The sequence below is a fragment of the Caballeronia sp. ATUFL_F1_KS4A genome (assembly GCF_023630905.1).
Classification (GTDB): domain Bacteria; phylum Pseudomonadota; class Gammaproteobacteria; order Burkholderiales; family Burkholderiaceae; genus Caballeronia; species Caballeronia zhejiangensis.
This window is the reverse complement of sequence record NZ_JALQEB010000003.1, coordinates 239,116-262,907: the sequence shown is the minus strand read 5'-3', so window position 1 is coordinate 262,907 and position 23,792 is coordinate 239,116. Positions and strand designations below refer to the sequence as shown.

Sequence of the window (23,792 nt, the reverse complement as noted above, 5' to 3'; positions counted from 1 at the left end):
CCGGTCGCGTTCTCGTTCAACGCGGCGCGACCGTTCAGTTCGACGTTCATCGACTTGACTTGCGTGGTGAAGAGCCACTCGGCTGCGCTTACCGTGCTGTCCTTGGTGGCCTGCCATGCGCCGCAGCCGGCGATCGAGAGCAGACTGGCCGTGGCGAGTGCGGTCGTTGCGCTTCGCATCAGGCGGCCCGTGATGGAAGCATTCGAGTTGTAGTGATGCATGGTCGGTCCTGCCCTGCTTGATTTATTCGGCTGCGCCATCCCAGCGCCCCAGATGCACGCGCGTAGTGCGCGCAGGCTCGTCCGTCGGGGCCGAGCGGTCGAACAGTTGCGTCGTCAATCCCAGACTGGTTTGCTTCGGCTTCAGCACCGGATCGGGCATCAATTCGGGCCGAACGTGCATCTCCAGATGCGCCTCGGCCTCGTAGCCCAGATAGAAGCGCAACAGCGCCATCACCTCCCGATGCGCATGCCCGCCTGGCGTCAGATCGAGCACCGTCTCGCGTGTATCCGGCGTGATGATCACGCGTACCGCGTTCGAGCGATCGTAGAACCCGCGCCCCAGCAGACACTGCTCGCCGAGGGCCGCCGGTTCATAGTCGTTGACCTCGCGCCAGACCGGATGGAACTCCTCGACCGCAATCGACGCGTCCGGCACCGCGTGCTGCAGCACGCGAGCGAGCCCTTCCGCCGTGCGTGTCTTCTGCGCGGTGATGCCCAGCATCGACATCAGCTTGCGCGGATCGATTCTTGATGGGACCGCATGCGGCTTCGCGCTGAATCCCAGCCCGGCGAAGCTCAAAAGACACCGCGACACCGCATCGCTGCCGCCCTCACGATAGCCGACCGGATAGCGATACTTGCGCCACACGCGATAGTGCTGCGTCAGAATGCGGTGGTGGAATAGATCCAGAAACGCCGAGAGCGGCTCGGCGCCATCGCGGTTCTGCGCCACCTCGTCGACGAAGTAAGACGGCATACGTGCGTCCACGCCGTAAAGGCCAAGGAAGGTCGTGCGTACGGTCGGCGGTGCATCAGGGTGGTCGTCGTCATATTCGACGCTATCGATCTCACGGCTCGGAAAACCAAGCCGTCCACGCGAACGGAACCGCACCGGCTCGGTCATCGGTGAATCGGTCGTACCGATGGGTGCGGCATCGGGTGCGGCCAGCTCGATCAGCTCGCAAAAACGATAGAAGTTCATCCGTGCCGCTTCATCGAGCAGCGTTTGCAGCAGCGTTCGCTCGGCCCCAGGATTCATTGCGCCAAATACCTTCTCCGGCGCGTTCAAAACGGCGCTCCTTCGCCCTTCGTCTCCGGCCACTCGATGCGCGCGCCCGACGGCTGGGAGATGACGACCAGCTTCGTATAGAGATTCAGCGTCGCGTAGAGCGCAAGGAAGCGATTCAGCATGCCGCCGAACATGTCCAGATCTCCGTCGCCCGCGAAGCGCGTGCTGTCGAGTGTCACGCTCACTTCGACCCCGCGCATCAGTCCACCCTTGACGAGCTTTCGTAGCGGACGATGGCGCACGTCCGTGATCGCATCGATACGCCGGCGATTAAGTTCGCCCTCGGTCCAGTCATAGAGCCCGAGCGAGCCACGCAGAATTTCCGCGTTGAGCAGCGAGAGATAATTCGGCGCGAGATGCGACAGCACTCGCCACTGGAAGCGATCGCCTGTTGGCGGATACACCGGCAATGTCGGCGCAGTCAGGTTGCGCACCGCGCCCACGTTCGTAAAACCGCCACGCATGCGCGTGATGCCCGCCTCGCGCAGCGCCTTGCGCGGCAGCATGCCGTTGGTGCCCGTCACCGTCACCGTCACCGAAAGCGTCTCCTTCGGCAACGTCTGCGCTTTCTCCCAAGCCTGGCCGCCCAATACGAGCCACGTATCGAAGCGACCGGAGGGGCCGCGCCGCATGCGCGTGTGGAAATAGCGCTCCGGAAGCTCGTGCCGAAGCATCCCGCCGCGATGCTTGAACGCCGCGAACGGCGCATATTCGAAGCGCCGGCCCTTCTCGAAGCCTTCGACGGTATCGACTGAATAGATGTCGACGAGCGACCCATACTGCTCGCGCGCCCGTACGCGGTATTCCGTGTCGAATTGCGTGACCGTAACGGGGTCGGCCGCAATTGGAAACAGGTTGATGACCGGCGTGCAGTACAGCCGAACGTTCTCTTCGGTGAAGCGCATGTCGTCGGGATAGGGTTTGTCCAGCACCACTTCGACATCGAACGAGAATGCCGACTTCGGGATCGCCGCCATGTCGAGCCCCAGCAAATCGACGAACATGAACTTCTCGGGGAACGTGAAGTATTCGAGCAGCAGTTGATAGCCGCCAAACGCGTTATCGGCCTTCGGCCACAGGCGCTCGTCGGTGGCGAAGCCCGCCGGTGCAAGGCGCAAGCCTTCCATCGATTGGGGCATGCCCGGACGCTCTTCCGGGAACCCTGGCACGCGAAACTGCAAGGCGATCGGTTTGGCGGTCAACGCCGCATATAGCGCGTGCGCCACCGGGCGGTCCGCGTTCAGGTAGAAGCGCAGCCGTGGCACGCGCAGGCGGTCGCGCTGCGTTTGCGGCTGGATCGCGAAACGAAAGCGAATGACCGAGCGGCCATCCTCACGCGCATAGGCGCCGGCTTCTGAAAGCGTCAGCGGATATAGATCGACCGGCTGCGTGGTGCGATAGACGCATTCGATTTGCGCCTTGTCGGTCCCGTTCAGGCCGGTGGCGATCGGATCGGATGTCGCTTCGAGCCCAGCTTCGACGACTTCGTGCTTTTGCATCGCGCCCGCGTTTGGAGTGAGCTCCAGAATCGACAACGAAGGGATCATCCGAAGATAGTGCGGCCAAAGCATGCTGACCAAGCCTTCGGTGAGTTCCGGCAGTTCATCGTCGAGCTTGTGACGCAAGCGGCCCATCAGGAACGCGAAGCCTTCGAACAGGCGTTCGACGTGCGGATCGCGCTCGCCGATGCGGTCGATATCGAGTTCTCGTGCGCGATCGGGAAACGCCCGGGCGAATTCCTTGCCTGCCTCGCGCAGATAACGCATTTCCGCTTCGTAATAGCGCAGGATTTCGTTGTCCTTGGTCGGGGACGACATCGTGGTGATTTCCTTGTTCTTCTTAAGTCAGCGCCACCGCGCGGGCGGCGTCGATTGTGGTCAGATCGGCAGTGAGGCTGTCGATGCGCCGACGACACCACTTTGTGGGCATCCTTGCGGTTGAAACGGCTCTTGGGAATGCGCAGCAGATGGTGTTTCGCTTCGAACGCCAGTGCCGGCTCCCAGCGGTTGATCTGGAAACGTTCGATGTCTGCATCGAGTGCGCCGAGCAGATGCAGCGCCGTGTCGGCGCGCTCCGCTCGCTCGCCGTATTCGACGACGTCGATGTCGCATCATTATCGGATGGTGACTCAATGCGACCTTCGAAACGCCCGAACAAAGGCGCGAGCACCGGACGCGCATCTTCCGGCCACGACTCGATGCGGTCGGTGATCAACGCCAGCGCCGACAGCGCGCGTTCGAGCAGCGGCCCGTTGAATCCCTGCACGGCATCGAGCCGATCGGCGAAGGTGCTGCCGCACAGCCATTCGAACGCCGCACGACGCGAACCGGCGCGCGCGGGCAAGAGCGTGTCGTCGAAACGCTCGACCAGCGCCGCGAGCATTTCGAAACCGGCGGCGAGGCCTTCCGCGCCCTCGCGGCGCAGACGGCCATAGACGTAATACACCGCGAGCCGCACATCCTTCGCGCGGGACTTGATGAGCCACTCAGCCGCGTCGATGATCAGCGCGTCATCGACATTCGAGAGCTTGGCGACTTCATCCTTGATGGCGAGAAAATCGTCGTCGTAACCGGGGTAGTCACCGACGGGCGCATCGGCGCGAATCGGCAGGAGCCAGTCGTCCCATTGCGGCAGCGCTTCGATCGCGCGATCGGACGGCTTGCGTGCGCCGAACAGCGCGTTGAGTAGATGGGTGAACATAAGAATTCAATGTGTGGATTGACCGCTTTTGCCAAGCGTATCGGCGAATCAGCGTGGGGCCACCGGAGCAAGGTCCGGACGCTCGAATTTATAGCGTTCCTCGGCCATTGGGTAACGGCGTTTCAGCTTGCTTGGCCGCCTCGATCGCGGCCTTGGGCAGCGGCGGCGGGCCATCGGTCTTCGTATTGCGCCCGGCCGTCTCGCGCTTCACGAAGATGCGCGTGGGCAACGTGAAGCCGCGCAGATCCAGCAGCTCCAGCGGCCCCTTGCCCACATCCGTGCGCAGCATGTAGGTGAGCGGATACGCCATGTCGGCGGGCGCCGGTGCAGATGGGCCGTGCGCGTTGAGCGCGTCCTGATCGATTGCTTCGTTCGTCTTCGCAAACTTGGTGCGCGTGTCCTCGAATTGCGCCTTCGCCTGCCACGTCACCTGATACGTCGCCGTGTCGATCGGCTCGACATGCGCGCGCTCCAGCATTCGAACGAACGCCCAGCGACCGGCAAATTCGAAGCGCTTGTTGGTGCCCGCCGTTTCGGTTTGCCACTCCAGACGCGTGCCGGCGCTTTGCGGGTCGCTCGTCGGCCACGCCATGCCGCTCCACGTTTCCATCTGGTTGTAGTAATGCAGCTTTTGCGCGTCGATCGTGAGCAGCGTATCGGTGATGCCCGGGGTCGGCACTGGCTTCAGTTCGAACCGGTACGACGGCTCGCCCTGAGCGAGCAGATGGGCCGCGATGCGTTGCAGCGTATTGATCGCCTTCAGGAACGCCGGATCGACGGCGCATGCGGCGCTGCTTGTACCGGTGGCGGCTGGCACCGGCACCCATTGGTCGCCCTGTAACTGGATCACGCCCGCGAGTTGCGTGGCGAGGAACGTGTCGATGAGCCCGCCTTGCGGACGCAGAAAACGCGCGAGTTCCGGCAGCGAGGCGTCGTTGACGGTACTCGCGAACGGATAGCGTCCCGCGAACGAGCGGTTCCAGTTTGCGACGATGGCTGCGGGCAACGTCGTCGCCGAATCACAGCGCAGGCTGTTCATGAACGACTGCCAGTGCTCGGCGTAGTCGGCGAAATAACGGGCGCGCAAGGCGGTGCGCAGCGCTTCGGGCGTTTGCGCCGATGATGTCTTGTTGCCCTGACTGACATTGCCCAACACCCAATCGCCCGCCACGCCGTTGTGTTTGGCGGCATCGTCGATGGCGTTTTCGATCGAGCCTTCCCACGCCTGACGCGTGTACACGCCCGGCACCGCGGAGGCCGTGCGGAACAGGCCGCGAGTGTCGGTGCCGGCGGTAAGCGTGGCAAGCGTCTGGTCCGGATATTTGTGACCGACCGAGGCGAGTACGTTCTGGTAGACGGTGTCCTCGGAGTTTTTCACCCCAATCACCGCGAGCAACGTCTGACGCGCGACGGCGACTAGGTCCTGGCGCGGCTGGATTCGCCAGTCGGGATGCGACTTTAGATGATCCGCCCAAAAGCCGAGCAGATGCTCCGACAGGTCGATCTTCTCGCCGGCCGTGAGACTGGCGGCGGTGTTCCAGAACTTAGGAAGTTGTTGGGTGAGGAAGCCTGCGTCCGCACGCTGCGGATCGGCCATCATCAGATATGTTTTGAGCGCCCCTTGACCGTCCTGTGCTACGTGCGTGAGTTGATCGTCGACCTGCGTGGTCGGCATCTGGCCGAGATCGACCAACCGCGCCTCGAGGTCCTGTTGTATCGGGGCGGCAAGCAGCGCACGGCTTTCGCGGGCGTAGGGCGTCCAGAGCGCTGCGAGCGCTTCGCGGTCGTGGTTCAGGCCGAAGCGGGAGAAGAGCGGTGCGTGATGCTGCGTGCGGTATTCGTAGAACTCTATGCGTTGCTGAAGGGCGCGAAGTGCGCGCAGGCGAGCGGCGGTGTCGGGCGTTTTAAGCGCGGCGAGCGCTTCGTGGGTCTGCACGATCTGGTGGGCGTTGGAGATGCCCGAGAGCACCATGCCCGCACTCCAGAGGCCGAGCGCGCCAAGCGCCGCGACGGAGAATACCGTCACCGGATGCAGGCCCGTTCGACGGCCCTTGCGTTGTCGAGTGGCTTCCGCAAAATGTCGCCACAGTAAAAGGTTGATGCCGTGTGCCGCACCATCTTCTTTTGCATCGGTAACCGGCCACGGCGCGAAGAACGCGCCTACCACCGGCAGCGGGTGGCGCTGCCAAGTCGAAAGATCGGCGATCCACTGCGCCAACGCTGAGGCGCGCGTACCAAGACGCTTCGAAAGTTCGGATGCGAAGCGGTCTCGGCGGTTTTGTCCGATCCGCTTCGCGCCGAGATCCGCGAGCCGATCGCGCAGAGTCAGCAAAGCGGCTTCGATCGCGGCCTGATCGCCCGAATCCACGAACTCGCAGCCCATCACGGGCGTGACGGCTCTTGCGCTATCGCTGCCATCGAGATCAAGCAGGTAAATCGGCGCCGACCAGCGCGATTTCCGAGCGATTCCAGCAAGCGTCGTCCCCCAACCCGTTCCGCCTCCTGATGCAGTCGGTAGCGGCACCGCACCGTCGATTGCAAGTACGATTGCGTCGACGGGACGCCCGCGCCGCATCCGTCGAATCTCACGTAGCCTTTGTTCGTCGATCTGTCCGTCGGACGAGACTTCGCCCCACAACAAAACAACTCCATCTTTGATCGACCATCCAGACTTCGTCAGCTCCGGCAGCAGACGGGTGACTACCGCCTCCTGTCCGACAAGCAATAGCCAAGACTGGCGAAAGCGCCAACGAAGGCCATTGCGCTCCCGCAGAACACGATGAAGCGGATTTAACGTACCTGCAGCGTTTCGTTTCTCAGGAACGGCCGACACACTTGCCTGCGTCGTTCCCTGCATTGCAGCTTGGTTTAGCGCCCCACGCAACGAGGTTTCAAATCTGTTGTCATATTCACCACGACTTTTTTTTCCTGCTCCATCAGGTCCAATGTCTTCTTTTCGCATGCGCTCGTCAGCATCGCGACCGCGATCAGTACTGCTCCAATCGCGCGCATCACGTGTATTCCATCGTTGTACCCTTCACATTGCCGACGATCCGGACTATGGCCCATAGCGCAAAAAATTGTGCCGGATGCGGTTGGGGTTTCGGGTTGTATGCGCCCTCGTGATCAATTCCGCTGAATCCAATGCATGCCTTCGCGAACCCCTTAGGCGCACTCCCAGACCGTACCGGCACCGTACCGTCGCCGTTGTCACACGCAGGCCCAATCTTGAATGTCTTGCGGACCGGAAAACTCGGCGACGACTTGGTACGGCCGGCCACGATTTCAATGGTGCCGATCCGGTCATCTGTTGCAGCCGATTTATCCATTGGATCGTACTGGTCGTCGTCAAGATACACGCCCCGCAACCGAAAAAGGTACTGGTGCGGTTTGAACTTGTGACGAACCAAGATCGCCTCGAGGATTTGAGGGATCGTCTTGTGCTGATAGATTTTGGTGTCGCGAATGCCCTGCAGGCGCGCGAGATGAGATTTGACAACAATCTCATAGCTCACGAAGTCGTTTGTCGTCTTGATCTTTGAGAATGACGAGATGAACCCAGACCACTTACGCGTGGTACCGTCATCGGCGGTCAGCGAAAAGCTCGCGTCCTGGTTCAGATAGTCGCGACGGGAAATGGCACGGGGGTGGGAGACGAGGACCGTCAAGACCACTGGCTCGCCCATCTTCTCCGAGATATGATGCGCCGTCACTGACAGGAGCGCCGCACTGTCTGCGCTCGGCACTTCAAGGTGCTGCGACTGACGCCCCGTCACCAGGCTCGTGATCCGCTCTGCTGCGTCCAATAAGCTGGACATGGTCATACACTCCTTTCTCTGCAATGCTATCGATGCTTGCCAGAAAGCAAGCGGTGATCAGTCTTCGCATGGATGCGCCATTGGCATCGGACCATAGCTCATTGGCAATCGATCTGTAAGGAGGAAATGTCTTAGTTATCCGTATTCCTGATCTTTCTCAAAGCGCGATAGCTTCTCACGTTCGCACGTGATATACGTTGCCGCCTCATCGAATTAACGGCACGCGGTCTCGTCTCTAGGCGATTGCTCTCGTTACCGCGCTTAAAGCATATTCAAGCATGTTGGTGCATATTCCGTCCGATTCTCGACACCTCACTTCGCACGCGGTCATTGACGCGTCCGATCGATCTGCCTCCGCGCCGCAGCGATCATCCAAATTGCACATCGACATGGAGATCGCGAGTGTCGATCAACGGCTCGGCGATCAACTCGATGCGATCCTGCATCACCCCGACTTCCAGCGGCTCGAAGCGGCCTGGCGGGGCTTGAAGTTTCTGGTCGACCACACAGACTTTCGCAAGAATGTGCACATCGAAGTGCTCGACGTCGACAAGGAAACGCTGCGGCGGGATTTCGAAGACGCACCCGACGTCGTTCAGGGCGGCCTGTTCCGACACACCTACACCGAGGAATACGACACACCGGGGGGCCAGCCGATCGCTGCTCTGATCTCAAACTACGCATTCGATCGCAGCCCGCAGGATATGGCGCTGTTGCGCGACATTTCGAAAGTGTCCGCCGCCGCACACATGCCGTTCATCGGCGGGGTGTCGCCTGAATTCTTCGGCAAGGCATCAATGGAAGATGTCGTCGCAATTCGCGACCTGCGCGGCCATTTCGAACGCGCCGAATATTTTCGATGGAACAGTCTGCGCAAGACCGACGATGCGCGTTATCTGGGTCTGACGCTGCCGCGCTTTCTGGCGCGTCTTCCGTACGGTGCTGATACGACACCGGTGCGCTCATTCAACTACACCGAGGCGGTGAACCATTCGAATGGCGCCGGATATCTCTGGGCGAACGCGTCGTTCGCTTTCGCCACCAATCTCGTGCGAAGCTTCGTGCGCAACGGCTGGTGCATCCAGATCCGCGGGCCGCGCGCGGGCGGGATCGTCGAGAACCTGCCCACGCAACTGTACGCGCTCGGCGCCGGCAATCTCGCCAAGATTCGCACCGATGCACTCGTGCCCGAGACGCGTGAGTTCGAGTTCGCTCATATCGGTCTGATCGCGCTGTCGCATTTCCAAAATCACGATGACGCGTGCTTCTACTCCGCGCACTCCGTTCAGAAGCCCGAGGACTTCGACACCAAGGAAGCGAGCGCCAACAGCCGCGTCAATGCCCGCTTGCCTTACATCTTTCTGCTCTCGCGAATCGCGCATCATCTGAAGATGATCCAGCGCGAGAACATCGGTACGACCAAGGACCGGCGGCTGCTGGAGCTCGAGCTCAACACCTGGGTCAAGACGCTCGTCACCGAAATGACCGCGCCTGGCGACGACTTGCAGGCCTCGCACCCGCTGCGCGAGGCGCGCGTGGAGGTGGAAGACATCGAGGACAACCCGGGGTTCTTTCGCATGAAGCTCTTTATCGTGCCGCATTTCCAGATCGAGGGCATGGACATCGGTCTCTCGCTCACTTCGCAGATGCCCAGGGCGAAGAATTGAACCCGTTCAATCCGGCGGAAGCGTGTCGAAACGCGCTCCCGGCGACAACAAGACCTTCAACCTTATGAAAATAACGAGACCCCTATGGGCACAAGGCGTCTTTATGACGCCGCAGCACTTCCAGCAACAAGCGTTGTGGGAGCAGTTCGCGAACGCGCGCATCGCCGAGATGGCGAGCCCCGATCCTTGGGGCGTGATCGACGTGGCAGTCGACAAACAGGCGCTGGGCATCGATCGTGTGCAGTTCACCAAGCTGGTACTGCGCTTGCCCGATGGGACGCTCATCGACAGCGACACGTCCGACTGGCTCCCGGCCGCGCGCAGTCTCGATGAAGTCGGCTCGCAATACGATGCGATAACGGTGCTCGCGGGTGTGGCGCTCGTCGATGCGCAAGGCGGCAACTGCATCGAGCCTGGGGCGAAACCCGCCCGGCCACGCCGGTTCGTGCGGGAGTATCTGCACGTCGCTGATTTGTACGGCGAAGGTAAGGAAGAAATCAGCGTCGAACGCCACGCCGTCTCTTTGCTGTTCGATTTCGAGGCGGGCGGCGATTACGTGACGTGCCCGGTTGCGCGCTTTATCCGCAATGCGCAGGGACGCTTCGAACTCGATGCGGCCTTCGTGCCGCCGTGCCTGTTCTTGTCGGCCCATACGATGTTGACGACACGCATGAAGCGCCTGTCGGAAATCCTCAGCGCGAAGAGCGCGAGCCTGGCGGTGCGCCGGCGCGAACGTTCGGACCAGATCGCCGACTACGCGGTCGCCGACGTCTCGCTCTTCTGGCTGCTGCACAGCGTGAACTCGTCCTGGCCGGAACTCGCGCGGCTGGTGCAGGCACCGAATCAGCATCCGGAGCGGCTCTATGCGCTGCTTTCGCGGCTGGCGGGTTCGCTTCTGACTTTCTCCACGACGGAGACGTTGCAGGCGCTCCCCGCCTACGACCATCGCGCACCGGAGCCCGTGTTCGCGGAGCTGGAGTCGCTCATTCGCAATTTGCTCGATACGGTCATCCCATCGCGCGTGGTGCCGATCGCACTAGAGCGCGTGCGCGGCACGGTCTGGACCGGCCAGATCGAAGACGAGCGGCTCGTCGAGGATGCGGATTACTACCTCTCGGTGCAGGCCGCGCTGCCCGCTCATGCACTCATCGAGCAGTTCCCGAGACTCTGCAAGGCGGGCGCGCCCGATGAAGTCGAACAGATCGTCAATTCGGCGCTCTCCGGCATTCCGATCAAACCCATGGCGCGTCTGCCCGCGGCGATTCCGGTACGCATCGAGAACCAGTACTTCGCGCTCGATGCATCGCACCCGGCTTTCAAACGCATGATCGATGCGCGCGCGTGTCGGTTCTACGTGCCTGCCTCAATTCCCGATGTTTCGCTCGAACTTTATGCGGTGCTACCGACGTGAACAGCATGACATTGAATGTCGACATCGATCTGCTGCCGGTGGCGCTGCGCGACACGGCGCTCACGGTCGCGGATTTTGCCGACGAAAGCATAGAGAAGTCTGCGGACGATTTGAAAACGACGTGCAAAGCTCAAATCGATGCCCTGACTGCCGAACTCAAAGCACGAGGGTATCCGCAAGACGTGATCGAGGACGCCCGATACGCCCAGTGCGCGCTGCTCGACGAAGCGGCCTTGAACAGTCTAAGAGGCGATGAACGCGAGGACTGGGAACGCCGACCGTTGCAGTTGGAGAAGTTCGAGACCAACGATGCCGGCGAAGAACTCGTGCGGCGAATCCGAGAGCGGCTGCGAGACCCCAGGCCGGTGCTTGCGCTGCTCGCGATCTTCGGCGCGGTGCTGGATCTCGGTTTCACGGGGAGACTCGCCCTCGAAGGCGACGACGCGAAAATTCGCCTCCGACGGGCCATCGATGCTCAGCTTCGTGTCGAGCAGAGGCAGCAGAAGGATGATGGCTCCGTCATCGTCAAAGCGCCAATTATGCGTGCGTGGACGCAGCGAATCTCTCCGCTCGCCGGCATCGCAGTCGCTTGCGTAGTGGTCGGGCTGATCTGGTTTGGAATCAATGCGTGGCTGGATGCGTCCGTTGCCCGCATGACGCAATGAAAGGAGCGCAGGCATGAAACACGAGGTCAAACGATGATGCGCGCGGGACCCGGCCTCTTTGAGCGGATCACCGGACACTTCGCGGACGGAACGGCGATCATCGATCACTCGCCCGAAGAGCAGACTTTCTATTCGGTGCGGGACAACATCCAGCGGATTCTCAACAGCCGTCGCAAGGCGCTCGCGCATTTGCCCGGGTATGGGCTCGACGATCTGTCCGAGATATACCGGCACTTGCCGGCTTCCGCGCATAAGTTGAAAACCGAGATCGAGTCGACGTTGCTCGAGTACGAGCCACGCCTGAGGGCGATCGACATCGAGATCAACAAGCCCGAGCCGGGCATGCTATTGAGCTTCACGATGGCGTGTCACCTACGACGCGAGGGGCTTGTGCGCTTCGGCACGGACTTCATGCCGGATGGCAGGACGCGGTTGAGGATGCTTCAGCAGGCGCGCGATGAATGAGCGTTCGACTGAGGTTCCCCTCGAATCGATGTCGTGGCTTCCGCAAGGAGCGATTCATTTCTGATCGCGCGTCCGAGCGCTGCACGCATCAGGCCTTTAGTTGGCGAACGGGTGGTAGAAGCCGCAGGCCTTTCGCTGACCCTTGATGCGACTCGGGCGCGCACGAGCGCGGTTCTGGCCGCGCGATTGACAAGGCGTATTTGCATTGAAAAGACAGACAACAAAAAACCCGCTCAAAGGCGGGTTTGATGGTGTGACGGCTTGCCGATATTGGTTGCGGGGGCAGGATTTGAACCTGCGACCTTCGGGTTATGAGCCCGACGAGCTGCCAGACTGCTCCACCCCGCGTCCGTCGAAGAAAAGATTATATGTCATCGCTTACTTTGCCGCAACACCCTATTCGCTAAAACAATCAATCGATGCGTCCCACCCTCGCGAAGCGCCTACAAACGCGCATGGCATAATCGCTCGTTCATCATCGTCCATGTATCGGCATGCATCACTTGCGTCGGGGCATCATCGGGAAGATCGGCGGGTTCGCTGCGATATGCGCGATCCTGCTGCTCTCGCTCGCGCCCGTCGCATCGCAAACGCTCGAACATGCGCGCATCGAATCGTTGCTCGCGTCCGTGTGCGCAACCGATGCCCAGGCATCGCGCGACACGCATCCGCAAAAGCATGACACCGTCGATCATCTGCAGGCCTGCGCTTATTGCAATCTCATCGCGCACGCGCCCACGCCGACCGTATCGCCGCATCGCGCGGCCGCCCTTCTCCCGCCGCGCGAAACCTTCGTCGCAAATCATCGCACCGACGCGCCTCGCCGAGCATCGCTTACCGCCGCACAACCGCGCGCCCCGCCCGCCTTCGCCTGATTCGCATCGGCAAACACAGGCTTCGTTCATCGCCTGAAACCCCAACGGTTTCGGGCACGCAAGGACACATCATGCTTTCATCATCGTTGATGCGCAGCGCACTCGCGCTCGCGTTCATCGGCTCCGTGCAACTCGCATTCGCGCATGCATTGCCGAAGCTGCAACAACCCGGCCCCGGCGCGACCGTCAGCGCCCCGCACGAAGTTGCGATCGACTTCGGCGAAGCGCTCGAACCGACCTTCAGCAAGCTCATCGTCACCAATGCGCAGGGCACGCAAGTCAACACCGAGAAATCCACAGTCGATGCACGCGACAAAAAGCACATGAGCGTCGCGCTCCCCGATCTCGCGCCGGGCGTCTACAAGGTCCAATGGAGCGCGTTCGCGGCCGACGGGCATCGCACGCAAGGCCACTACAACTTCACCGTCAAGTGAGGACACAATGAAAAAAATCGCTGTACTCGCGAGCGCGCTCGTCTGCGCATCGTTCGCTCAGGCCGCGACGCTCGAGGCCCGCGATTGCTGGGTTCGTGCGATGCCGCCGAACCTGCCGTCATCGGGCTACTTCACCGTCGCCAACAACGGCGACAAACCCGCGACCCTCACGGCCGCGGAAACGCCCGCGTTCGGCATGACGATGATGCACAAGTCGGAAAGCAAGAACGGCACGGCGACGATGTCGGCCGTCGATTCCGTCGATGTCCCCGCGCACGGCACCTTGAACTTCGCGCCGAAGGGCTATCACCTGATGCTCGAAGAGCCCGGCAAGCCGCTCAAGGTCGGCTCGACGATTCCGCTCACGCTATCGTTCGCGGACAAGTCGACGCTCAAGGTGAACTGTGACGTGAAGTCGGCAGCGACGGTCGGCCACTGAGTTTCGCGCCCCCCAAAAAAAAGCGCGCCGGATTGTGAAGTCCGGCGCGCTTTTTTATCGCTAGTGCTTGCTGAACAGATCCATGATCTGCTTGCGCTCGTCGGTCGTAACCTGCGGCGCGGGCGGCGCCTGCATGCCCGCCGGACCCACGCCGCCCATCGTGGTGGCGTCGCCCGCCATCGGATTGGCGTTATCCAGCCCGATGCTCGCGACGAATCCCGCGCCCGGCGTCCGGTCGGCGTAAAAGAGTTCGCCATCGACCGTGGTGATGCCGTCCGGCCGCTCCATCTGCTCCTGCGGAATGCCACGCAGCGCGCGTCCCATGTACTCGACCCAGATCGGCAACGCGAGCTGCGCGCCGAACTCGCGGCTGCCGAGCGTCTTCGGCTGGTCGTAGCCCATCCACGCGACCGCGACGAGCTGCTTCTGATAGCCCGCGAACCAGCCATCCTTTGCGTCGTTGGTCGTGCCGGTCTTGCCTTGCAGATCGTTGCGCTTCAACACGTTGGTGCCCGAGCCCGTGCCCTGCGTCGCGACGGTATGCAGCAGGCTGTTCATGATGTACGCGTTGCGCGGCTCGAGCGTCTGCGGCGCGTTGCTCCCCGCGATCAGCGGATTGGCGCGCGAGATCACGGTGCCGCGCGCATCGGCGACCTCGGCGATCAGATACGGATTAATGCGATAGCCGCCGTTCGCGAACACCGAGTACGCACCGCTCAACTGCAACGGCGTGACGAGACCCGCGCCGAGCGCGAGCGGCAGATAAGGCGGCGTCTTGTCCTTGTCGAAGCCGAACTTCTGCGTGACGAAGTCCTGCGCGTAGCCCGTGCCGATATACGAGAGGATGCGGATCGACACGAGGTTCTTCGACTTCTGCAGGCCGACGCGCATCGACATCGGGCCGTCGGGCTGGTCATCGTCCTTCGGCTCCCACGCATCGCCGCCGCCCGCCGCGGGGAAATACAGCGGCGCGTCGTTGATGATGGTCGCCGGTCCGAGACCCTTGTCGAGCGCCGCCGAATAGATGAACGGCTTGAAGCTTGAACCCGGCTGACGCCATGCCTGCGTAACGTGATTGAACTTGTTCTTGTTGAAGTCGAAGCCGCCGACGAGCGCGCGGATCGCGCCGTCCTGCGGCGTCATCGAAACCAGTGCGCCTTCGACCTGCGGCAACTGCGTGATCTGCCAGTTGCCCTTGCCGTCCTTCGTGAGACGCACGATCGAGCCCGGCTTGATCGCGAGCGCCTTCGATGCGTTGTTGCGCAGCGCGGCCGCCACGAAGCGCAGGCCGTCGCCCGCGATCGTCGCAGTATCGCCGCCGACGAACTGTGCGCTCACCTGCTTCGGGCTCGCGGCCGTGACCACCGCCGCGACGAGCTCGCCGTTGTCCGGATGATCGACGAGCGCGTCTTCGATCGCCTCGGCGCGGTCATCCGCGTTCGACGGCAGATTGACATTGCCCTCCGGCCCGCGATAGCCATGCCGGCGCTCATAGTCCATCACGCCCTTGCGCACGGCTTTATACGCGGCGTCCTGATCGGCGGAATCGATGGTCGTCGTCACCGTGAGGCCGCGCGTGTAGGTCTCTTCCTTGTATTGGGCGTACATCATCTGCCGGACCATTTCCGCGACGTATTCCGCATGCACGCCGTATTCGGTGCCCGAGGACTTCGTGTGAATTTCCTCGGCGCTCGCCTGAGCGAACTGTTCGCGCGTGATGAAGTTCAAATCGAGCATGCGCTTCAGGATGTACTGCTGACGCACCTTCGCGCGCTTCGGATTGACGACCGGGTTATACGCCGACGGCGCTTTCGGCAGGCCCGCGAGCATCGCCGCTTCGGCAAGCGTGATGTCCTTCAGGTCCTTGCCGAAGTACACGCGCGCAGCAGCCGAAAAACCGTACGCGCGCTCGCCCAGATAGATCTGGTTCATGTACAGCTCGAGAATCTGATCCTTCGTGAGCGCGCTCTCGATCTTGTACGCGAGCAGCATCTCGTAGATCTTGCGCGTATAGGTTTTCTCGCTCGACAGGAAGAAGTTGCGCGCGACCTGCATCGTGATCGTGCTCGCGCCTTGCGATGCGCCGCCGTGCATCAGATCGGTCACGCCCGCGCGCAGGATGCCGACGAAGTCGACGCCGCCGTGATCGTAGAAGCGGTAATCCTCGATTGCGAGCACCGCCTTCTTCATCTGATCGGGAATGTCCTGAAAGCGCACGAGGCTGCGGCGCTCTTCGCCGAACTCGCCGATCAGCACGTGATCGGCCGTATAGACGCGCAGCGGCACCTTCGGACGATAGTCGATGAGCGCATTGAGCGACGGCAGATTCGGCCCCATGACGACGAGCGCATAACCGACGATGAGCGCGCCGATCACCACGCCGATGGCCGCGAGTCCCGCGAACCAGAGCGCGATGCGTGCGAGCGGAGAGCGGCCCCGGCCGCCGCGGTCATTGCGATCGTTGCGGCCATTGCGGCCGCCACCGCCGTTGCGCCCGCCGCCGTCGCGGCCGCCCGAGTCATTGCGTGAGTCGTTGCGTGAGTCGTTCCAGCGGGGTTCGCGATCGTAGCGCGAGGAATTCGAGGAGTCGGGTCGTTTGATGATAGGCATGACTGGGTTCGTTCGGCGCGCCATGAAGCGCGCCCGCTGCCGCGCTGCGATGCGCCGAAAAACGACGCGACTGCCAAGACGGGACGAGCAAATGTGCAGGCCGGATCCGGCCGGAGGTAACAGCGCATTTTAAAGAATTCGCGCGGGCCACCACAAAATGCGCAGGATTTTTTTGTAAGTAAATTGCCGCGAGCCCGCCAGATGCGCGCCAATGTTGTGTTACCCACAGAAAGTGTTGAGAGCCTTGTGGACAACCGTATGAGAAAATGCACAAGTCGTTGATCGCGCGCCGTTTTTGCGCAACGCTCATCGCGTGTGATGCGAGGCCATTCACACGCACGGCCGCGCGCAAACCGATATGATGGATGAATGGATCGCGGGTTCCCGAAACGGCTCTCGCGAGCCTGCAATAACGATGTCGTGCAGTTTGATGAACCGAAGCCGCGGTCGTCCCCTTAGTCCGGTTACGATCGCCTTACTGTTTGTGAGCCGCCCATGACGACCAAACCCAGCGAACGCATCGTTGTTTTCGTGACTCCCGCGCAGAAGCTGGCCATCAGCAATACAGCGGACTCCCTCGGCATCAGCGTGAGCGAGCTCATGCGGCGCGCCGTGCTGAACTTCAACGCGACGAGCGAGCAGATCAAGGTCGCGGGCATCGTCGATCGGCTGCGCGCGCCCAAAGCGCCCGATGCGCTCAACGCCGCGCTGAAGAGCGTCGCTGCGAAAGCCGCCGCACGCGAAGCCCGCGATGCCGCCGCAAGCGCGACCAAACGCGCAGCGCAGGCGCGCACGCTTGCGCAGGCGCATCCCGAGCCCCCCGCATCCGAAGACGCACTCGAGCATGACGCCGATGAGGGCGACGACGCCTCGCTGACCGACGACACGCACACCGAGCGCTAGCCACCGGCGCCCTGCCTGCCTTTTCCGGCAAGGCGCGCCGTTACACTCCTTAACCTTCCGTTAAGTCCCGGTTAAGCCGCGGCATGATCTAATGAGCGGGTAAACCCGGCGTGCACGCGAAGCTCGCGTGCGCTTGCAATCCCGCGCATTGCGCCTCACATTCGAGCCGCGCGGCGCGTGGATCGAGTGAACGCCGCCGTCTTCCTCCAGGAGAAATACATGTCGCTTTTCGATTCCATCACGCGCACGGTCAAAGGCCTCTTGAACGACGCCGCCGACACCATGCAGGACCCTTCGCGCGACGCTCGCCAGATCGTGCGCGAACTCGACGACAGCATCGCGAAGGCGGAAAACTCGCTCATCGAGATCGAAGCGCAGGTCGCGACGCAGCAAAGCAAGCGCGACGCCGCCGCCGACAAGGCGAAGAAGTACGAAGACGGCGCGAAGCGCGCGCTGCAGTCCGGCGATGAAAGCCTCGCGCGCGAAGCCCTCGCGGCGCAGGCGAACGCCGAAACCGAACGCGACGCGCTCGCCGCGGAACTGCAGACGCTGGTGCCTTCGGTCGATCATCTGAAGCAGCAGATCACGGACATGCGTCAGCGCCGCAACGATCTGAACGCGCGCTCGAACATCCTTCAGGCGAAGCAGCAGATCGCGCAGGCGAAGGACACCGCGGCCACGGCGCTGGGCGGCATTGGCGGAAAGAATCTTTCGGAGGACTTTCAGAAGCTCGAAGACAAGGTTCAGCTCGCCAACGCCCGCTCGGATGCGCGCCTGAATTCGGCGGACCAGAAGTCCGGCAAGGCGCTCGACGACAAGCTCGCCGCGCTCAATCGCGGGCCTTCCGTCGAAGACCGTCTCGAAGCGCTGAAGAAGCAGTTGAATCCGCCGGCGCAATAAGTGCTGGCGAGTGCATGCGTGGCGAGCCGCCGGGCAAGCCACGCGTCGCACGAATATGCGTTACCTTGAGCAGTACACGATTGCATCGACAGGAGACGGACGTTCATCGCGTCCGGCCCGCATCATGAAAAAGTTCTTGACGGCTCTGGCGTTGTCGCTGTCGCTCGCATCCCCGCTCGCGTTCGCGTTGCCGACCGCGCAGCAGGTCGAGCAGTCGATGACGCAGGGCAACTGGCAAAAGGCCGACTCGCAACTGAGCGAAGTGCTTGAGGCGCATCCGAAGAACGCGCACGCGCATTATCTCTACGCGCAGGTTCTCGACCGCGAAGGCCGTTACAGCGACGCCCTTTCGCATCTGCAACAAGCGAAATCGCTCGATCCCGCATTGAGCTTCACCGATCCGTCGCGCTTCGCGGCCACGCAGGCCCGCATTCAGGCCGATGCGACGCGCGCGAGCATCTCGCCGCGATCGGACAACGGCGCGACTACGTCGAGCGCGCAGAATCCCTTCAATCAGCAACAAGCCGCGCCCGTGCCGCAGACGCACGGCATCGGCATGGGCGCGTGGATCGGTTTGGCGATCCTGATCGCGGCGATCGCGCTCGTGCTGCGCTGGGGCTTGCGCCGTGCGCGCTCACGCGACGACGGTCAGGCCGAGAACGATCGCCGTTCGCAGATCAAGCGCGCAACCGAACTGCTCAACGAAGTGCGCACGCTCAAACTAGACGTGCGGCTCTCCACCGCGCCGGGCCATGAAGCGCTGCTGAAGGACGTCGAAGGCGCGGAAACGCAGTTGCGCGAGATGGTCGAATCGCTGTCGAACTCGAAGAATCCGGTACCGCCGTATGCGATCGAAGATCTGGAGAATCAGGTTGCAAGCCTGAAGGCCCGCGCCGAAGGCCGGCCCGATCCGAACGCGAACAACTATGCGCAAGCCGGCGCACCGAACGGCTCGCCATATGCGCAGGAAGCCGAGCGTTTCGGACGCGGCCAGCCGCAGTATCCGCAGCAAGGGCCGTATCCGCCGCAGCAAGGGCAGCAGCCGCCCGTCATCATCCAGCAAGGCGGCGGCGGGTTCGGCGGCGGCATGGGCGGATTGCTTACCGGCGTGCTGCTGGGCGAGGCGCTCTCGCATGGGCGCGATCGCGTGATCGAGCGTGAAGTCCCCGTCGATCGTCCGCCGCAGAACGATAACGGCGGTCTCGACTTCGGCAACGACAACGGCGGCGGCCTCGATTTCGGCAACGGCTCCAACGACTGGAACGATGGCGGCGGGGGCGGAAACCTCGACCTCGGCAGCAACGACGACAGCTGGCGCGATTCCTGATCTGCTCGCGTACGAAAAACAAGGGCTCCGTTTCGCGGAGCCCTTTTCGTTTCGTCGTGAAGATCAGCGCATCAACCGCCGCCGAGGAAGCGCAGCAGGCCCCAGAGAAACTTGAAGAAGCCGACGATGAATTCCCAGATGCGCTCGAGCTGATCCCAGCTCGCGACGCGCAGGATGGCATGCAGGATCATGCCGTCGGCGCCACGCGGCCTTGAAGAGGCGCGCGTTCATGCGTGAAAGATACGGCCATCGTGGAAAAAAGAAGGCGGCTCCCGCCGCCTACTGTCGCTATCGCAAAAACCAGATGATAACCGCTCGCGCGCCGGACCCCGCCGACGCGAGCCTCAACTCGCCTCGCCTTCAGGCGGGACTTCGTCCGTCAGCGCTTCTTCCAGCCGCTTGAAAATGCGCTTGGTCGCGCCGCGCGGCTGAAGCGCAAACAAGAGCAGCGAGCGGCCCGTCACCTGATACACATCGTCCGCGCCGAACTCCGGCAATTCCTCGCGAATCGGCGCGTTGGTGTCGATGAGACAGATCCACTCGTCGGGGCCCGGAATGTCGGGCAGCGTGAAATCGACCACGTCGTGATACGCGTTGACGATGAGCAGCAGCGTCGCATCCGATGCCGGCTTGCGGATGCCCGTCGCCTGCGCGCGCCCGTCCATCACCACGCCGAAGCAGCGCATGTTCGGATCGTCCCATTGCTCCTGCGTGAGTTCGTCGCCGGTCGTGCCGAGCCACCGGACGTCGGCGACCTGCAGGTCCTCGTTGTATTCGCCGGTCAGAAAGCGCTGGCGCCTGAGCACCGGCAGCGTGTGACGCAGCGTCGTCAGCTTACGCACGAATTCGGTGAGCGCGCGGCCATCGTCGTCGATGTCCCAGTTCACCCAGCTGATGTCGTTGTCCTGGCAATACGCGTTGTTGTTGCCCTTCTGCGTGCGGCCGAATTCGTCGCCGGCGAGCAGCATCGGCGTGCCTTGCGAAAACAGCAGCGTCGCGAGCATGTTGCGCTTCTGGCGCTCGCGCAGCGCGCGAATCTCGGGGTCGTCGGTCGGACCTTCGACGCCGCAGTTCCACGATTTGTTGTCCGAATGGCCGTCCTTGTTGTCCTCGCCGTTTGCCTCGTTGTGCTTCTCGTTGTACGAGACGAGATCGTTCAGCGTGAAGCCGTCATGCGCGGTGATGAAGTTCACGCTCGCCCACGGACGGCGCCCGCGCTTGTTGAACTTGTCGCCCGATGCGGTGATGCGCTTGCCGAGCTCAGGCGACACGCCTTCGTCGCCCTTCCAGAATTCGCGCACGGTGTCCCGGTAACGATCGTTCCATTCCGCCCAGCCCGGCGGAAAGCCGCCCACCTGATAGCCGCCCGGACCGCAATCCCACGGTTCCGCGATGAGCTTCACGCTCGAGAGAATCGGGTCTTGCCGGCAACTGTCGAGGAAGCCGCCGCCCTCGTCGAAGCCGTAGGGCTCGCGGCCGAGAATCGTCGCGAGATCGAAGCGAAAGCCATCGACGTTCATCTCCGTCACCCAGTAGCGCAGGCTGTCGGTGACCATCTGCAGGACGCGCGGATGCGACAGGTTGAGCGTATTGCCGGTGCCGGTATCGTTGATGTAATAGCGCGATTCCTCGGGCATCAGCCGGTAGTACGACGCATTGTCGATGCCGCGAAACGACAGCGTCGGCCCGCGTTCGTTGCCTTCGGCGGTGTGGTTGTACACGACGTCGAGGATGACTTCGAGGCCGGCCTCGTGCAGCCGGTCGACCATTTCCTTGAACTCGGCGACGACGCCCGGCCCGCGCGCGAAGTAGCGCGGATCGGCGGCGAAAAAGCCGATCGTGTTGTAACCCCAGTAATTCGTGAGGCCCTTGTCGAGCAGATAACTGTCGTTGACGAACGCGTGGATCGGCAAAAGCTCGACCGACGTCACGCCCAGGCTCTTGATGTAATCGACCACTTCCTTCTGTCCGAGCCCCTCGAAAGTGCCGCGCATGTGCTCCGGAATCGCCGGATGCAGCTTCGTGTAGCCGCGCACGTGCGTCTCGTAGAAGATCGTGTGCTCCCACGGCACGCGCACGCGCGTCGCATGCGTCCACGAGAAGTCCTGATCGACGACCTGGCACTTCTGCATGAAGGGCGCGCTGTCGCGTTCGTCGAAGGTGAGATCGTCGCCTTCGGCGTTGAGCGTATAGCCGAACACGGCCGGGTCCCACTTCAGTTCGCCGACGTGCGCCTTCGCGTACGGATCGAGCAGCAGCTTGTTGGGATTGAAGCGATGTCCGGCTTCGGGCTCGTACGGTCCATGCACGCGATAGCCATAGACCGCGCCGGGTTGCAGGCCGTGAACGTAGACGTGCCAGACTTCATCGGTGTATTCGGGCAGTTCGATGCGCTGCGTTTCCTTTTCGCCCTTCTCATCGAAGAGACACAGCTCGACTTTGGTCGCGTTCGCGGAAAACAGCGCGAAATTCACGCCCTGTCCGTCCCAGGTTGCGCCGAGCGGAAACGGGGAGCCTTCGGCAATGCGGATTTCGTTGGGCATGAGATGATGTGTTCGAAAGATTGACGCGAAGTGCGTCGGGATCGTGCGTTGGCATTGCGCGGCTTCAAGCCGATCGTAAAGAGCATATCCCGTGCCCGTGGCCCGGCCCGGCGTGCAGCTTGCTTCATGCGGTTCGCGCCATCGAGACGCACCCGCGTCATGCGCTGCGCGTGTAAAACCTTCCCGCCGGGAGCGCCGAATGCTCTGCGTTCGACGAACGCTCGACACGCCCTTTTATCGCCGAAGGAGAACGCGCCTTGTCCACCCGCCCTGGTTCCGCTTCGACGAATACACCCATCAACGGCGCGGCCGAGCAAAGCCGCGCCATGGGCCGTTCACTGCGCGACGCGGTTCCGTTCGACGCGCACGGCGCCTGGTCGCCCGAGCCGGACCGGCCCGATCCCGTCGAACGCGTGCTCGCGGGCAACGCGGGCCGGCAGGAGCGGCTCATTCCGCTGCGGATGCAGCGCATGGCCGAGTCGCCGTTCGCGTTCCTGCGCGGCTCCGCGACGGTGATGGCGTGGGATCTGGCGAAGTCGCCTTCGATCGGCCACAACGTCATCATCGACGGCGACGCGCACGTCAATAATTTCGGCCTTTTTCGCACGCCGCGCCAGGACGTCGTGTTCGATCTGAACGATTTCGACGAAACGCTCGTCGGCCCGTGGGAATGGGACTTGAAGCGTCTGACCGCGAGCATCAACGTCGCGGCGCGCGAAAATGGCGTCGATGCCGCCGGGCGCGAAAGCGCCGTGCGTTCGGCGTGCGCCGCGTATCGCACGACGATGGCCGGACTCTGGCAAGTAAGCCCCTACGATCTCTGGCAGATGCGCTCCTACGCGAGCGCGCTGCACATGGACGCGCCCACGAAGCTCGATTCCGACGAGAAGGCGACCATAGAGAAAACCGTTGAACGCGCGATGAAGCGCTCGCACGCGACGATGCTCGCGAAAGTCGCGGAGCCCGTCGGCAAAAGCTATCGCTTCAAGGCCGATCCGCCGATCCTGACCGCGCTCGACGCCGCCGAGAAAAATCATGTGATCGATGGCCTGAAGGCTTATCTGGAAACGCTGGCCGGCGAATGGCGCATGATGCTCGAACGCTACGACGTCGTGGATGTCGCGCATCGCGTCGTCGGCGTGGGCAGCGTCGGCACGCGCGCGTATCTCGTGCTGATGCTCGGCCGCGCGCTCGGCGATCCGCTCTTCATTCAGGTGAAGGAAGGCATCGTGCCGGCCGCCGCGCCGTTCGTGCCGCCGCTCCCGGAGCCGTATCGCCATCAGGGACGGCGGGTCGTGCACGGTCAGCGTCTGATGCAGAGTTCATCGGATGCGCTGCTCGGCTGGACGACCATTTCCGGCCGCGACTTCTACGTGCGCCAGATGAAGCAGATCCGCGGCTCGATTCCCGTCGACTGGCTGCACGGCGCGACCTTCGACTTTTACGCGTGGTGCCTCGGCCTCCTGCTCGCCCGCGCCCACGCGCGCACCGGCGATGCCGCGCTCATCGCCGGGTATTGCGGCAACTCCGACCGGCTCGACGCCGCCTACGCGATGTGGGCCGAGCGCTATGGCGCGCAGACGGTCGCGGATCACGCGGCTTTTTGCGCGGCGATCAGCGTGGGGCGCGTGCCGTCGGCCTGACCGAATTCCGGCGCCCCGCGCGAGCCGCAATCGAATTGACTATCATTGTCGGTGCCCGCAACGAAACGCGCCGCGCCCGGCGTTTCGCGCGGGTTCCAACGG

Annotated in this window: 18 protein-coding genes, 1 tRNA gene and 2 pseudogenes; 11 read left to right on the top strand and 10 right to left on the bottom strand. The window is 62.7% G+C overall.

Annotated elements, in window-relative coordinates; all coding sequences use genetic code 11:
• The 7 genes and pseudogenes from NCS03_RS06755 to NCS03_RS06725 form a co-directional block, all read right to left on the bottom strand.
• A pseudogene (locus tag NCS03_RS06755) lies at nt 1-221 on the bottom strand (hypothetical protein); the annotation flags it as partial.
• Nucleotides 222-243: 22 nt separating this feature from the next.
• Nucleotides 244-1,260 (bottom strand): type VI secretion system baseplate subunit TssG, encoded by a 1,017-nt coding sequence (gene tssG / locus NCS03_RS06750; protein WP_250528964.1) that lies wholly within the window; start codon nt 1,258-1,260, stop codon nt 244-246.
• A 26-nt stretch (nt 1,261-1,286) separates the two neighbouring features.
• The gene (gene tssF / locus NCS03_RS06745) at nt 1,287-3,107 is read right to left on the bottom strand and encodes a type VI secretion system baseplate subunit TssF (RefSeq protein WP_250528960.1); all 1,821 of its coding nucleotides are present in this window, start codon (nt 3,105-3,107) and stop codon (nt 1,287-1,289) included.
• Between the two features lie 303 nt (nt 3,108-3,410).
• Nucleotides 3,411-3,990, bottom strand: a pseudogene (locus tag NCS03_RS31260) (type VI secretion system protein TssA); the annotation flags it as partial.
• Nucleotides 3,991-4,078: 88 nt separating this feature from the next.
• The gene (locus tag NCS03_RS06735) at nt 4,079-6,847 is read right to left on the bottom strand and encodes an ImcF-related family protein (RefSeq protein ID WP_250528958.1); all 2,769 of its coding nucleotides are present in this window, start codon (nt 6,845-6,847) and stop codon (nt 4,079-4,081) included.
• Between the two features lie 11 nt (nt 6,848-6,858).
• A complete protein-coding gene (locus NCS03_RS06730; RefSeq protein WP_250528957.1) occupies nt 6,859-7,005 on the bottom strand; it encodes a hypothetical protein in 147 nt (48 codons plus the stop codon).
• A complete protein-coding gene (locus NCS03_RS06725; protein ID WP_250528956.1) occupies nt 7,002-7,808 on the bottom strand; it encodes a contractile injection system protein, VgrG/Pvc8 family in 807 nt (268 codons plus the stop codon). The genes NCS03_RS06730 and NCS03_RS06725 overlap by 4 nt, the downstream gene beginning before the upstream one ends.
• A gap of 278 nt (nt 7,809-8,086) precedes the next feature.
• Here NCS03_RS06725 and tssC point away from each other — a divergent pair, with 278 nt between their 5' ends.
• The 4 genes from tssC (at nt 8,087) to tssE (ending at nt 12,016) form a co-directional block, all read left to right on the top strand.
• On the top strand, nt 8,087-9,475 hold the full coding sequence (gene tssC / locus NCS03_RS06720) for a type VI secretion system contractile sheath large subunit (protein WP_284504305.1): 1,389 nt from the start codon (nt 8,087-8,089) through the stop codon (nt 9,473-9,475).
• 64 nt (nt 9,476-9,539) lie between these two features.
• Complete coding sequence (gene tssK / locus NCS03_RS06715; RefSeq protein WP_175980007.1) at nt 9,540-10,886, top strand: type VI secretion system baseplate subunit TssK; 1,347 nt, start codon at nt 9,540-9,542, stop codon at nt 10,884-10,886.
• Nucleotides 10,887-10,891: 5 nt separating this feature from the next.
• Nucleotides 10,892-11,551 (top strand): DotU/TssL family secretion system protein, encoded by a 660-nt coding sequence (locus NCS03_RS06710; protein ID WP_244808039.1) that lies wholly within the window; start codon nt 10,892-10,894, stop codon nt 11,549-11,551.
• A 36-nt stretch (nt 11,552-11,587) separates the two neighbouring features.
• Nucleotides 11,588-12,016, top strand: a complete 429-nt coding sequence (gene tssE, locus NCS03_RS06705) for a type VI secretion system baseplate subunit TssE (RefSeq protein ID WP_200889159.1) — start codon at nt 11,588-11,590, stop codon at nt 12,014-12,016.
• 271 nt (nt 12,017-12,287) lie between these two features.
• Here the strand turns inward: tssE and NCS03_RS06700 are convergent.
• Nucleotides 12,288-12,364, bottom strand: a tRNA-Met gene (locus tag NCS03_RS06700).
• A gap of 146 nt (nt 12,365-12,510) precedes the next feature.
• On the opposite strand from NCS03_RS06700, the gene NCS03_RS06695 reads away from it, so the two are divergent.
• The 3 genes from NCS03_RS06695 (at nt 12,511) to NCS03_RS06685 (ending at nt 13,764) form a co-directional block, all read left to right on the top strand.
• Entirely contained in the window at nt 12,511-12,891 is a 381-nt protein-coding gene (locus NCS03_RS06695) for a DUF2946 domain-containing protein (RefSeq protein WP_250528954.1), read from the top strand.
• Nucleotides 12,892-12,962: 71 nt separating this feature from the next.
• Entirely contained in the window at nt 12,963-13,325 is a 363-nt protein-coding gene (locus tag NCS03_RS06690; RefSeq protein WP_250528953.1) for a copper resistance CopC family protein, read from the top strand.
• A 7-nt stretch (nt 13,326-13,332) separates the two neighbouring features.
• Nucleotides 13,333-13,764: a copper chaperone PCu(A)C gene (locus tag NCS03_RS06685; protein ID WP_008349971.1), complete on the top strand. Its 432-nt coding sequence runs from the start codon at nt 13,333-13,335 to the stop codon at nt 13,762-13,764.
• A gap of 60 nt (nt 13,765-13,824) precedes the next feature.
• On the opposite strand, the gene NCS03_RS06680 is transcribed toward NCS03_RS06685, so the two are convergent.
• Nucleotides 13,825-16,374: a penicillin-binding protein 1A gene (locus NCS03_RS06680; RefSeq protein WP_175980005.1), complete on the bottom strand. Its 2,550-nt coding sequence runs from the start codon at nt 16,372-16,374 to the stop codon at nt 13,825-13,827.
• Between the two features lie 495 nt (nt 16,375-16,869).
• Here NCS03_RS06680 and NCS03_RS06675 point away from each other — a divergent pair, with 495 nt between their 5' ends.
• The 3 genes from NCS03_RS06675 (at nt 16,870) to NCS03_RS06665 (ending at nt 19,504) form a co-directional block, all read left to right on the top strand.
• On the top strand, nt 16,870-17,277 hold the full coding sequence (locus NCS03_RS06675) for a plasmid mobilization protein (RefSeq protein ID WP_008349975.1): 408 nt from the start codon (nt 16,870-16,872) through the stop codon (nt 17,275-17,277).
• Nucleotides 17,278-17,496: 219 nt separating this feature from the next.
• The gene (locus NCS03_RS06670; RefSeq protein ID WP_034473631.1) at nt 17,497-18,177 is read left to right on the top strand and encodes a PspA/IM30 family protein; all 681 of its coding nucleotides are present in this window, start codon (nt 17,497-17,499) and stop codon (nt 18,175-18,177) included.
• Between the two features lie 124 nt (nt 18,178-18,301).
• Entirely contained in the window at nt 18,302-19,504 is a 1,203-nt protein-coding gene (locus NCS03_RS06665) for a tetratricopeptide repeat protein (protein WP_033537254.1), read from the top strand.
• A 344-nt stretch (nt 19,505-19,848) separates the two neighbouring features.
• Here the strand turns inward: NCS03_RS06665 and glgX are convergent, their stop codons facing one another.
• Nucleotides 19,849-22,047, bottom strand: coding sequence for a glycogen debranching protein GlgX (glgX, locus tag NCS03_RS06660; protein ID WP_008349981.1), 2,199 nt, complete (start codon nt 22,045-22,047; stop codon nt 19,849-19,851).
• Nucleotides 22,048-22,304: 257 nt separating this feature from the next.
• Between glgX and NCS03_RS06655 the strand changes: the two genes are divergently transcribed.
• A complete protein-coding gene (locus NCS03_RS06655; protein WP_175980003.1) occupies nt 22,305-23,690 on the top strand; it encodes a DUF2252 domain-containing protein in 1,386 nt (461 codons plus the stop codon).
• The last annotated feature ends 102 nt before the right edge of the window (nt 23,691-23,792 follow it).

Coding starts and splice junctions, on each gene's coding strand:
- tssG (WP_250528964.1), bottom strand. CDS start 1,260: ATGAATCCTGGGGCCGAGCGAACGCTGCTGCAAACGCTGCTCGATGAA.
- tssF (WP_250528960.1), bottom strand. CDS start 3,107: ATGTCGTCCCCGACCAAGGACAACGAAATCCTGCGCTATTACGAAGCG.
- NCS03_RS06735 (WP_250528958.1), bottom strand. CDS start 6,847: ATGCAGGGAACGACGCAGGCAAGTGTGTCGGCCGTTCCTGAGAAACGA.
- NCS03_RS06725 (WP_250528956.1), bottom strand. CDS start 7,808: ATGTCCAGCTTATTGGACGCAGCAGAGCGGATCACGAGCCTGGTGACG.
- tssC (WP_284504305.1), top strand. CDS start 8,087: ATGTTGGTGCATATTCCGTCCGATTCTCGACACCTCACTTCGCACGCG.
- tssK (WP_175980007.1), top strand. CDS start 9,540: ATGAAAATAACGAGACCCCTATGGGCACAAGGCGTCTTTATGACGCCG.
- NCS03_RS06710 (WP_244808039.1), top strand. CDS start 10,892: ATGACATTGAATGTCGACATCGATCTGCTGCCGGTGGCGCTGCGCGAC.
- tssE (WP_200889159.1), top strand. CDS start 11,588: ATGCGCGCGGGACCCGGCCTCTTTGAGCGGATCACCGGACACTTCGCG.
- NCS03_RS06695 (WP_250528954.1), top strand. CDS start 12,511: ATGCATCACTTGCGTCGGGGCATCATCGGGAAGATCGGCGGGTTCGCT.
- NCS03_RS06690 (WP_250528953.1), top strand. CDS start 12,963: ATGCTTTCATCATCGTTGATGCGCAGCGCACTCGCGCTCGCGTTCATC.
- NCS03_RS06685 (WP_008349971.1), top strand. CDS start 13,333: ATGAAAAAAATCGCTGTACTCGCGAGCGCGCTCGTCTGCGCATCGTTC.
- NCS03_RS06680 (WP_175980005.1), bottom strand. CDS start 16,374: ATGCCTATCATCAAACGACCCGACTCCTCGAATTCCTCGCGCTACGAT.
- NCS03_RS06675 (WP_008349975.1), top strand. CDS start 16,870: ATGACGACCAAACCCAGCGAACGCATCGTTGTTTTCGTGACTCCCGCG.
- NCS03_RS06670 (WP_034473631.1), top strand. CDS start 17,497: ATGTCGCTTTTCGATTCCATCACGCGCACGGTCAAAGGCCTCTTGAAC.
- NCS03_RS06665 (WP_033537254.1), top strand. CDS start 18,302: ATGAAAAAGTTCTTGACGGCTCTGGCGTTGTCGCTGTCGCTCGCATCC.
- glgX (WP_008349981.1), bottom strand. CDS start 22,047: ATGCCCAACGAAATCCGCATTGCCGAAGGCTCCCCGTTTCCGCTCGGC.